Genomic DNA, 11,819 nt, shown 5'->3' on the forward strand with positions numbered 1-11,819 from the left:
GAATTACACGGAAGTTCCGGGAATGTTTGGGCTATGAGATTTATAAAAAATCTATGAGTTCCATGCTATTAGGATAGTTTAGGTAGTTGTAGGCAACCAATGGTCCTAGACTTAAAATCTGTTGTCCTTTTGGGCGTGCGGGTTCGAGTCCCGCCATCCGCACCACCATTTTTCTCGGCGCGCGGCGTGCGCCCCCCCAGAAATCTCCACTCGGCATAATCTGAACTCAATTGCGCGGTGCTTGCCTGCGATAGCTCAGGGCCTCTGCGATATGGATGCGGCCAACGTCGCTCGACCCTGCAAGATCGGCAATCGTTCGGGCGACCCGCAAGATGCGCGTATAGCCGCGCGCGGATAACCGCATCGCTTCCGCCGCTTGCGCCAGCAATTTCTGGCCAGCGGCGTCGGGGCTGGCAAAGGCAGCCAGCGCGTCACCGTCCAAATCCGCATTGGTGCGCAGGCCAGTCCCCGCCAGACGCGCACTTTGCAGTTGGCGCGCGGCATCGACGCGCAGAGCAACCTCCGCCGATCCTTCGCCGGGCGGCGGCAGGACAAGGTCTGCGGCGCTCACCGCCTGCACCTCAACATGCAAGTCAATGCGATCAAGCAACGGTCCCGATATCTTGGCCTGATAATCGGCGGCGCAACGCGGCGCGCGGCTACACGCCAAAGTGGCATCACCCAAATGCCCACAACGGCACGGGTTCATGGCGGCGACCAGCTGCACATTGGCGGGGAATGTGACATGGCTGTTGGCGCGCGCAATGCTGACTTCGCGTGTTTCCAGCGGTTGCCGCAAACTATCGAGCACAGCGCGCTGAAATTCGGGCAGTTCGTCCAGAAACAAAACGCCCAGATGCGCGAGGCTTACTTCGCCCGGCCGAATGCGCAGGCCGCCACCGACCAACGCCGGCATGGATGCGCTGTGGTGCGGCGCGCGGAATGGCCGTGTGCGCATCAACCGCCCGCCCTCCAACGTACCGGCCACCGATGCAATCATTGACACTTCCAGCGCTTCGGCGGGCGTCAGTTCGGGCAATATACCCGGCATGCACGACGCCAAAAGCGACTTGCCCGCACCCGGCGGACCCACCATGCACAGATTGTGGCCACCCGCAGCCGCAATCTCAAGCGCGCGCTTAGCCGTTTCCTGCCCCTTCACCATTTTCATGTCAGGACCGCCTTTGCGCGCTTCGGCGATACCGGGTTCAGGGGTGCGCAGCAGCGACTGCCCCTTCAAATGATTCAGTAGCCCAAGCAAATCCGGCGCAGCGATCACTTCTATCTCGCCGGCCCACGCCGCTTCGGACCCCTGCACTGCCGGACATATCAACCCCATGCCGCGTGATGATGCGTGTAGAGCCGCGAGGAGCACCCCGGGTGATCCCGCAACGCGGCCATCCAACCCAAGCTCCCCCACCACGACATATTGGGCCAGCGTCTCTGCATCGACCAACCCCATCGCAGCCAATAAGGCCAATGCGATGGGCAAGTCATAATGCGACCCTTCCTTGGGCAAGTCCGCAGGCGACAGGTTGATCGTGATCCGTTTGGGGGGCAGCGCAAGTCCAAGCGCGGAAATCGCGGCGCGCACACGCTCGCGGCTCTCGGCCACGGCCTTGTCCGGCAGCCCCACGACCGCAAAACTCACCACGCCGGGTGCTATCTGACATTGTACCTCGACACTGCGTGCTTCGAGCCCGAGATAGGCAACCGTCGAGACTATCGACACCATATTGTTACCCCGCATGACTCAATATGGACCCCCGCCGCACTGGGATGAAGCTGCAGCGGAGGTCCGGTCGACCGGTCCAGTGGTCGACACATATGCGATGCGCGAAAAATCCCGCTCAGGGCAACCGCTGCCGGTTCGTATACGAAGCGTTGGTATATCAAATCTGCGCCGAAACCATGTTCGTCCGGCGCGGTTACACCGCGCGAACGTCATGCTTGGATTGATAGATACCAACCAATTGTTATGCTTTTCACATTATCGCGAGTCGCCACCCCCTTCTCTGCACTGCCCGTCAGTGCACAATTGGAGCACCTATATGAACGCAATGACCACACCACGCTGGCTGACTTGGGTCAGCATCCTCTTCCTGCTCTGGAACCTCATGGGCGTCGGCGCCTTTGTCAGCCAGTGGACGATGACAGCCGCAGACATCGCTGCGCTACCGCAGAACCAGCGTGACTTATGGGTATCGATGCCGGGCTGGGCGTGGGCGGCTTATGCCATCGGCGTTGGCGTCGGAACGCTTGGTGCCATCGGCCTGCTGATGCGCAAATATTGGGCGTCGCTTGCCTTTTCATTCAGCCTGATCGCTATCATCATCCAGTTCAGTTACCCCTTCTTGATCGCCAGTGGTGCACAATCCGACATCGCCATGCTCGCCTTCCCGATGTTCGTCATCGTGATGGCGGTGGTGCAGTGGCAGGTGTCACGGCACTGGCAACGCAAGGGTTGGCTGGCCTGAACTTTCCAAGGGAGAGCCAATGGCGCGACTGGTCGCGTTGGCAGAAGCCTAAAAATCCACCTGCTCATAATGTTTGGGCGGGGTGATGACTTCCATCCGCTCGGACAATAATGGGCGGAAGCTTGGGCGCGACTTGAACATCGCATACCACGCCTTGGTCTGCTCATGCCCCGTCCAGTCAATGCCGCCGAGATAGTCAGCCACCGAAATTTGTGCGGCCGCGGCAAGATCGGCCATGCTCATGACCGCGCCGGACAGCCATGCACGGTGGTCAATCAGGTAATCGATATAATCGAGATGCCCGTTGGCCAGTTTCATCGCTTCACGCAATATCTTGGACTCGGGCGGTTGCCGGTCGATCAGGCGCTTTTTCATCCGTTCGTGCAGAAGCGGCTGCGTTACATCGCCATAAAATTGTTCGTCAAACCATGCGACCAGCCGGCGTGTTTCGGCGCGATATTGCGCAGTGCCCGTAATCATCGGGTTAGTGGCAACGGTTTCATCGATATATTCTGAAATCGCGACCGAATCGACCAAAGTGATATTGCGTTCCGGATCGCGCATCACCGGCGTGCGGCCAGCGGGGTTCATGTGTAGAAACTCGTCGCGCTGTTCCCACGGATTTTCGCGCACGAGGCTGTACGGCACACCCTTTTCGCCCAAAAGGAGTCGTACCTTACGCGAAAAGGGACACAGCGGATATTGATGGAGATGCCACATGCGTATCTGTTAGGGCCGGTTAACCAAAATGTGAAGGGGTGCGCCATAAAAGCGCATAGATTAGTTGGAATTGGAAACTTCGCCGGGCTCCCGTTTGGCTTCCTCGGCCATTTCTGCGTCAATCTTGGCCTCGGCCGCCTTCACCTTGCGTTCGGTTTCGGCATATTGGCTGTCAAAATCCTTCTGACATCCAGCCAGTATGAGCAGCAGAATGAACGCAACACGACGCATCAATAATCCTTTTTATACCGCACATTGACGTTGGACGTTCCGCCGCTGCCGATCTGGCTTAAGATCGAAAGCGCGGGCGTCAGGCTGATTTCCAGCTGCGTTGCCGTATAGCCCCGCGCGTCGGTGACGATTTCGACATAGACATCATTGGTAATATATTGGCCAAAAGCCACCGCCATACCGCGTCCGGTGACGTCATCCGCGCCCAATATGCGTAGCCGGTCCAATCCTGTTGCCGACTGAAGCACGCCAAGCGGGTTAAGGCCGCCCGGTCCGCCACGCAAATTGTTCAGCGACCCTGCCAATTGCACCGCCTGAATCGCGGACAGTTCGCCAATCGAATTGCCAAATAATATGCGCGCCATAATCTCATCCTGCGGCAATGCCGGGGTCGAGCTGAAGCTGATGTCGGGATTTTGGCCCGTGCCCCTAATGTTGACGCGCACCGTCGTGCCGTCGACGTCACTGGCGGCGGCGACGCGGATCGACGGGTTAGCGGCGGGGCCGCCGTTGAAGGATATCCGGCCGCTTTCCAGTTCGAACGACCGTCCGGCAAAACCCAATGTGCCGCGCACCAATTCCATATCGCCCGAAATCAACGGCGCAGCGCTGGTGCCTGTTATCCGCAATTTGGCGCCCCATTCGGATTCAAGCCCCATGCCGGTGACATATAAGTTGCCGGGCGCTTCAAGCGCGATGTCGAGTTTCCAGTTGCTGGGCAGGCTTGCGATCGCATCGGCGTCACCGGACACACGCGGACGGCGAATGGACTGTTTGCGGCGGACACCGGTGAGTGTTGCAACCTTCGCCGCGCCCTGTCGGATGATTTTGTAACGCGTTTCGGGCAGGCGCAACTTGCCGCGGATCAGTGCGGAACCATCCGGCGCATTGGTTACGGTGATTTGTCCGGTTGCCGTTGTCGAGATCAGTTCGCTTCGGGCAACACGTGCGCGGTCGAGATCAAGGTTCAGCTGAACCGGGAAGCCTTTGGCCGAGCTGAGATTGACAATGCCCTTGCCGCTGACCGTCCCGTCGCCCGCCTTTGCGCTCAGCTCGGTCACGTCCAACTGGTCGTTGGTAAACAGACCGCGGATGCGCAAATTGGTCAACCGCGTGCCATAGACATCATTTTCATAAGTCAGGTCATTGGCGCGGACAACGCCGGTCAGTTGCGGCGTTTGGAGACGGCCCGAAAAATCGGCCGCGACGCCGATATTTCCGGACAGGCTCTGATCCGCCAAAGCCGCCAGCGAAAACAGCGTATCTGCCGGACCATTATAGCGCACGCCACCGGACAAGGGCGCGGCAAGCAATCGTTCGGTCCAACTGGCTGTGCCGGGCGGCAGCGGTGTCAGGTCAATCTGGACGCGCCCCACAGCGGCACCACGCCGCCGGATAATCGCGCGCGCATTGCCGCCATCGGGCAACAATCGCCCGACCAGACTGATATCGACAGCTTGCGAACGCGACCCCAGATTTGCGCGGACGAAGCTGCTGATGTCCAACCGTGCATCCGCACGCGGAAAAGCCGCCAAGGATGCTTGTGCCCAATCGATGCTTCCGGTGACGGTTCCGCTCAGGCCGGGAACGGGAAAGAGAGGATTCAAAGCTGCTATGTCGACCTTGTCCAACCGAGATTGGAACGTCATCGTGTCGCCATAGCTACCGGCAAGCCGGACCGAACCTTGCGCCAGTTTGATGGTGCTCGGCAAAATATCATAGCTGCCACGGCGCGGGATGATGCGTATGGGACCCGCTGTTGCGAAATCGACACTGTTCGCCCGGCCCTTGGCAGCGATGCGCCAAAGCTGCGGGGTGAAATCTGCATTGGCGGCGACGCGGAAGGGCACTTCGCTTCGGCCCTCCGCCAATATCTGCCCCGTCCCTGTCCCATCGCGATAGTTGATCTTTGCCCGGGCGGCGGCAATCGCGATGTCGTTCCATATGGCGTTTTCCATTTGAACATCCGCGACAATTTGCGGGCTGTCATACAGGATCATATCGGTTTTGATGATGCCGCGCCCGATGGCGAGTTTTTGCGCGCCGGCGAGTTCCGCATTCAACGCCACCGCATCAACGACCGCGCGTTGGAAACTGCCTTGCGCCGAAAGGTCAATTTTACCGTCGAACCCTGCGCCTGCACCGGTTAGCGTGCCGACAAAGGGACCTGCGGCGGCTTGCCGGATGCGACCGGTAATGCCGATGCCCGCAAAATCGCCCCGTAGGATGTCAATCGTCAGCGGGCCATCGCCCGAAAGCACATCGGCATCACCGCTGATCGGGCCATAATCGGTCATGCCCGTCAGTGCGACCGCATATCCTCGCTGGCTTTGCGTGACCACGCCGACCACATTCGACAAACCAACGCCAAAGCCCGGATTGGTCGCAGTGATGCGATACACCGGATCGTCAAAAGTCCCGGTCATGGCGACGGTGACGGGCCCATATTGGTTCGAATAGCCAAGCCCGTTAAATAGTACGCGGCCATCTTGCGCTACGTAAGCTCCCGTGCCGCTATTCAGCCGGAACAACGGCGAGACGACGGTCGCGCGGGTAATCTGCAATATGCCGTTGCTGCCGTATCGAATGCCGGCATCGACAAACATCTGCCCACCCAGAAACTTTTGCGCGCCCGCGCTGAACAATCGCGTGGAACGTCCCTTTAATGTGCCGACCAGCGCATAATCTTTGCCGAGGGTGGTTTCGAGATCAACGTCGGCGACGACGTTAAACAGCCCGACCGAGTTCACTTGGAAGCCGTCGACTTTCCCGTCCAACGCGACCGTGAAAAAACCTTTATTGATGTCGCCGACCAGCAAGGCGGTGGCGTTGATACGGTCTGAACGGATCTTCAGATTATCCGAAAGCAGGCGCCCCTTTGCGATCGCCAAATCACCGTTCAGGCGCACGTTGGTCAACAAGCCACCGGCAATTTGGTTGATGCCAGTGACGCGCCGCGCGCGGGCGCTTACCGGAATGAGGAAGCGGTCAGCCGCACCTTGTGCCTCACCACTCAGCGTCACATCCTCAAAGGTCGTAAGGCCGAATGCCAAACGCTTGGCTGTTGCAGAATATGCCACATTGGGTTCGGCAAATGCCCCGTTGAGCAGTGCCTTGCCGCGCACATTTGTGCCGCTGACGTTCGATCCGATGATGCCGGGCCGAAGCAAACGGATGTCCAGGGCAAGATCGCGGAAACGCGCTTCGCCCAGGTCGGCAATGCCATCTGCGCGCATCTCCATCGCGGCCGACCGCAATGTCCCGCTGATTTTCGCAGACCGTTCGGCAAAGCGTGCCGCCATGTCGATGTTCGCCACGGGCGATAATGCGCGCATCAACAAGCTGTTCGCCATCAACTTGACGGGCGCGGCGGTGCCCTTTGCGGTAAAGGTGCCCTCCCGCGCTGTCAGGGCAATGTCCGCAACTTTTTCCGCACCCATTTGCGCGGACAAAGCGCCGTCCCATTTGCGCCAGCTGCCACGGCCAGCGAGGGTCATCTGCATGGGCACGTCACGTCCCATCAGCCCGGCCACAACGCCCTTGGCCGGGGCGTCGAGGTTCAGGTCGACATCGAAACGATTATCGTCCGGCACGGCATCCAGTTTCAGGACGATGCGGTCACCCCGAAGGCTGCCCGCCGTCGCGGTAACAATTGCGCGGCGATCGGCGATCTGGACCTTGCCCGACAGCGAGGCGACCTGTTCCTCGCCGGTGATGCCTTTTGCAAAGACAATACGGTCAATTTGCAGCTGACCGATATTGATATCCAAATCGGGCAGCAACGGGTCACCCCGGTCGGGCACCATGCGGAATGCCGGCATCCGTGCGACGTTTAGCGTGGGCGCACGCAGCGAGGTGATGTTTACGCCGCTGGAGAAATAAGACAGCGGGTTCCAATCAAGCCGGATTTCCGGCGCACGGGCAAAGCGGCCCTTGGGATCGCGGAACTGGACATCGCGTAGGATGGTATCGCTGTAAATCGAACCCTCAATTTTCCCGATGCGGATGTTGAGGCCATTTTCCATTTCGACCGCAGCAATCTGCCGCGCGACAAAATTCCGTCCGGATTGGGTATCCAACCACACATAGCCGCCGGCGATCACCAGCAACAGCAATGCCATGACCGCCCCAGCCCCGATGGCAACCCGGCGCCACATCATCAAAACGCCTGTCCAATCGACACATAGACGCTGACACGCGATTCACCCGGCCGCCGGTTGATGGGCGTTGCGACATCCAGACGGATTGGGCCGAAATTGGTGTAAAAGCGCCCGCCAACCCCGACGCCCATGCGCCAGTCGTTGAACTTTGGAATGCTCGATTCATATGCTTGTCCGGCATCGACAAAGCCGACAACGCCGTAATTGCCAAAGCGATAGCGGCCTTCCAGCGAAAATTCGTTCATGCTCCGGCCACCCACCGGATCATTATTCGGATCTTTCGGGCCAAGCTGTTGATAGCCAAAGCCACGCACCGATCCGCCGCCGCCGCCGTAAAAGCGCCGCGAAGGGGCAAGGTTATCGCGTGCGATGCCGGATATCGTCCCTGCCCGCGCGCGCGCGGCCACAACGATATTGTCTTTCACCGGATAATAATAAGACGCGTCAAGGATGGACCGCGCATACATCTGCTTTCCGGTCCCAAGCGATGTCTCTGGCGACACGCGCACATTGACGCGATACCCTTTGGTCGGGTCCAATAGATTGTCCGACCGGTCAAAGCCCACTTGCCCGGGAAGTGCCGCGACATAAAAGAACTGCCGGTCGCGAAGCCCGCGCGCGAAATCGAACTGATCTTCTGATGTCGCCAATATTTCAGCGCCAATCGACCATGTGAATTTCTTTTGCCATATTGGCGTCGATACGAACGACATTGTTCCTGCCAGACGCCCGGTATAGGCTTCAAAAGCGTCGTAATTGCTGTGCAGAGCGGTCAGCGATATGTCGATGTTGCGGTCGCGCCGTCCGGCATTGGCGCGCGCGACAGATATGCTCACAGCTTGCTCTTTTGTCCCCACCACGCCCGCTGCGGTCAGCGATCCTTCCGGGGGAAACAGATTGCGGTGTGTCCAGCTTGCGTCGGCACGCAAGCCCTGTCCCGTGCCATAGCCTGCGCTGCCCGCAATGGTGCGCGGCGGTGCCGCTTCCTGCCGCACAAGCAAGTCGGCATAAGGCGTTCCATCTGGCGCGCTACCCGCACCGGGGACCGGTTCAACAGATACCGTCGACAGCAAGCCCGTGGCGATGAGCGCCGCGCGCAAATCGTCAACTTTCCGGCTGTCATACAGGTCGCCGGTCTTGAACCGCCGCAATATCGCGACATGGTCGGCGTCAAAAGCCGTGCTGCCTTCGGTCCGCAATTGCCCGAAATAGCTGCGTGCGCCCGTTTCCACAGGCAAGCTGTAGTCGCCAATGCCCCTGTCGCCATCCAGCAATATGTCCCGCTCGCCAACCTTTGCGAAAGGATAGCCATTTTCTGGTAACTTGACCGAGATATTCGCTTCGGCAGCCAAGATGATATCCGCGACAATCGGATCGCCGCTTTTGGGAACAAAGCTGCGGCTGATAAGATCCGCCGGCTGAACGGCAGGCGCGGCAAAGGCGATTTGCCCGAGATAGTAACGCCGTCCGGGTACAACCGTCAGGATGACGTTCAACGGTTCGCCTTCCACAACAGATGGCTGAACCGCGACACGCACATCAGCATCAAAAAAGCCCTGACCATTTAGGACATCCAACAGCAACTGACGGTCGGCGCGTGCGCGTTGGCTTATTTCTGCGCGGTTTTCCGCCGAACCATCACCATCGTTGAGCACCGACAGGCTATCAAATCGTCCGCGCACGTCGCGCCAGACGGCGGCCTCCACGGCGACCCCGTCGGCATCTTTGGCAACATCGGTCGTCTTTGTGGCATCCAGCCCATCGATACGCACAACATAGCGCAACGCCCGCGCCTCGCGTTCGGCGGCCTGCGTCGGTTCAGGCGGTGGTTCCGCATCAAAGCCATCAATTGGCGGAAGCGGATCGTCCAGCGTCGGGTCCGTGACGGGTGGGTCGGGCAGGATTTCAACGGCATCGCCATCCTGCACCGCTGCAATCGGCGGATCGGCAGCGGTCTGTGTTGCCTGCTGCTGCGCCGTGCCGCCTTCTTCACGCGCTTCTTGTTCGGCCTGCCACGCGTCGATGCTCTCCAACGGCGCGTCGTCCAACGACGGGATGGCGGCGTCGAATTCCGCGTCCCCGATGATTGGCGTTTGCGGATCAGCGGGTGCGGGGCTCAAAACTTTCGTAGGCACGGTGGATGGCCCCTGCACGGGCGCAACGGCACCGGCAGCGAGATTTTGCGCGAGCAAAGGGGCGGCCGCACAACCAAGATACAAAAAGGCAGTTAATCGGATCAAACGGACATTCTCTCGAGCCTAACGCCTCTCTATGCACAGGGTTCGATAAAGGCACAGCAAATTCCGTTACCCAGAAGATAATAGGATGCCAATGATAAGGCACGGGGCGGACCAATTATCTGCAAGCGGGCGCAGGTCGGCCTTGAAAGCTTTCGGGCGGTGGTGCAAAGCGCCAACCAATTCACACGCTGCATGATGGAGCATTTATGCAAGGCAAGTTGATAACGATTTTTGGCGGCAGCGGTTTTCTGGGCCGCTATGTGGCGCAGGCGCTGTTGAACGAAGGCGCACGTATTCGTGTGGCCTGCCGCAATGTCGGTGGCGCCAACCATATCAAGCCGCTCGGCAATGTCGGGCAGGTTCAATTGATGGCAGCGGATGTGCGAAAGCCCGAAAGTGTGGCACGCGCCGTGATGGACGCGGATGCGGTTATCAATCTTGTCGGCAGCTTCCATAATATGGACGCTGTGCAAAATGTCGGCGCAGGCATCGTTGCGCGGGCCGCAGCCGCCGCTGGTGTCAAAGCGCTGGTGCATGTGTCGGCCATTGGTGCAGATACGCAGAGCGAAGCGGTATATGGGCAAAGCAAAGCAGGCGGCGAGGCTGCGGTTCGCGCGGCATTTCCGTCGGCGGTTATCCTTCGGCCATCCATCGTGTTTGGCCGCGAAGACCAGTTCATCAATCGTTTTGCCGGAATGATCCGGTCGCTTCCTGTCGTTCCCGTGATTGGCGCAGACACCAAGTTCCAGCCGGTATTTGTCGGCGATGTCGCCAAGGCGGTTGCAAAGGCCGTGGCCCATCAGGACGGAAGCACGCTTGAATTGGGTGGCCCCGAAATATTCTCGATGATGGAGCTAAACCGCTGGATCGCAAAAGCCATCGGGCGCGATCCGATGTTTGTGGAAGTCCCCGACATCGCGGCAAAGCTGCTCGCCAAAGGCACGGGTTGGTTGCCGGGCGCCCCGATTACCGAAGATCAGTATAGGATGCTGGGCAAGGACAATGTCGTGACCGGCACGGATGGGCTTGCGGCCTATGGCATCGTACCCACGCCGCTTGATACAATTGGCGCTGACTGGTTGAACATCTATCGCCGGCATGGTCGCTTTGGTGGCGGTCAGTGAACGATTGGCTGATTGCTATTCTCCTCGGCATTATCGAGGGGCTTACGGAGTTTCTGCCCGTATCGTCGACCGGCCATCTCATACTAGCCGGTGAACTGGTCGGATTTACCGATAACAGTTCGATCGCGTTCAAAATTGCAATCCAGCTGGGCGCAATTTTGGCGGTGTTGCTGGTATATTGGCAGCGTTTCTGGGCCGTCGGCACCGGCTTATTGAAACTGCAACCCGGTCCAATCGCGTTCACGCGCAACATCCTGCTCGGTTTTGTGCCAGCGCTTCTCATTGGCGTTGTCGCGTACGATGCCATTCGCGCCGCCATGCAAACGCCCGAAATTGTCGCCATCGCGCTGATCGTCGGCGGCATCATCATATTGGTTCTTGAGCGGATCGTGAAAAATGTCCGGTTCCATTCGGTTGAGGACATACCGTTCGGCACGGCTTTATCCATCGGCCTCATACAGTGCACCGCCATGCTGCCCGGGGTGAGCCGGTCAGGTGCAACCATCATGGGCGGGCTGATGATGGGCGTCGAACGCAAAACGGCGGCCGAATTTTCGTTTTTCCTCGCCGTGCCAACGATGATGGCCGCGACGGTTTACGCGCTATGGAAAGACCGGGCGCTGCTGAGTGCCGATGATCTGGACATGATTGCCATTGGGTTCACCGCCGCATTTGTCGTTGCCGTGATTGTGGTGAAAGCGTTCGTGGCGCTGGTGGGCAGATATGGTTTCGCACCATTTGCCTATTACCGAATCATTGTGGGTTCAGCCGCTTTGCTGTGGCTGGCCATGCGGTAAGGGCCGAAACGGTCATAAATATATGAAATAATATTGCGTGAGCCCCTCATTTAGGCACAAAATATACAGT

General features: G+C 59.0%; 8 protein-coding genes. 3 read left to right on the forward strand and 5 right to left on the reverse strand.

The annotated features are described in order from the left end of the window. Positions 1-226: 226 nt before the first annotated feature. Positions 227-1,735 carry a YifB family Mg chelatase-like AAA ATPase gene (locus ACIQZK_RS06210; protein WP_397575372.1) on the reverse strand — a complete coding sequence of 503 codons (1,509 nt, stop codon included), beginning with the start codon at positions 1,733-1,735 and terminating at the stop codon, positions 227-229. 316 nt (positions 1,736-2,051) lie between these two features. On the opposite strand from ACIQZK_RS06210, the gene ACIQZK_RS06215 reads away from it, so the two are divergent. Then, positions 2,052-2,477 (forward strand): sugar transporter, encoded by a 426-nt coding sequence (locus ACIQZK_RS06215; protein WP_397575373.1) that lies wholly within the window; start codon positions 2,052-2,054, stop codon positions 2,475-2,477. Positions 2,478-2,525: 48 nt separating this feature from the next. Here the strand turns inward: ACIQZK_RS06215 and ACIQZK_RS06220 are convergent, their stop codons facing one another. From ACIQZK_RS06220 to ACIQZK_RS06235, 4 genes are read right to left on the reverse strand one after another with little or no spacing between them, the layout of a single operon-like run. Further along, positions 2,526-3,197, reverse strand: a complete 672-nt coding sequence (locus ACIQZK_RS06220) for a glutathione S-transferase family protein (RefSeq protein WP_183939356.1) — start codon at positions 3,195-3,197, stop codon at positions 2,526-2,528. A gap of 60 nt (positions 3,198-3,257) precedes the next feature. Beyond that, complete coding sequence (locus ACIQZK_RS06225) at positions 3,258-3,428, reverse strand: hypothetical protein (RefSeq protein ID WP_397575374.1); 171 nt, start codon at positions 3,426-3,428, stop codon at positions 3,258-3,260. Continuing rightward, entirely contained in the window at positions 3,428-7,588 is a 4,161-nt protein-coding gene (locus tag ACIQZK_RS06230; protein ID WP_397575375.1) for a translocation/assembly module TamB domain-containing protein, read from the reverse strand. The genes ACIQZK_RS06225 and ACIQZK_RS06230 overlap by 1 nt, the downstream gene beginning before the upstream one ends. Then, positions 7,588-9,780 carry an autotransporter assembly complex family protein gene (locus tag ACIQZK_RS06235; RefSeq protein ID WP_397575376.1) on the reverse strand — a complete coding sequence of 731 codons (2,193 nt, stop codon included), beginning with the start codon at positions 9,778-9,780 and terminating at the stop codon, positions 7,588-7,590. Before ACIQZK_RS06235 ends, ACIQZK_RS06230 begins: the two co-directional genes overlap by 1 nt. Before the next feature lie 254 nt (positions 9,781-10,034). On the opposite strand from ACIQZK_RS06235, the gene ACIQZK_RS06240 reads away from it, so the two are divergent. Next, a complete protein-coding gene (locus ACIQZK_RS06240) occupies positions 10,035-10,952 on the forward strand; it encodes a complex I NDUFA9 subunit family protein (RefSeq protein WP_397575377.1) in 918 nt (305 codons plus the stop codon). Continuing rightward, complete coding sequence (locus tag ACIQZK_RS06245) at positions 10,949-11,749, forward strand: undecaprenyl-diphosphate phosphatase (protein WP_397575378.1); 801 nt, start codon at positions 10,949-10,951, stop codon at positions 11,747-11,749. The genes ACIQZK_RS06240 and ACIQZK_RS06245 overlap by 4 nt, the downstream gene beginning before the upstream one ends. Positions 11,750-11,819 lie beyond the last annotated feature (70 nt).

It is taken from the genome of Sphingorhabdus sp. (genome assembly GCF_044338195.1).
Taxonomy (GTDB): domain Bacteria; phylum Pseudomonadota; class Alphaproteobacteria; order Sphingomonadales; family Sphingomonadaceae; genus Sphingorhabdus_B.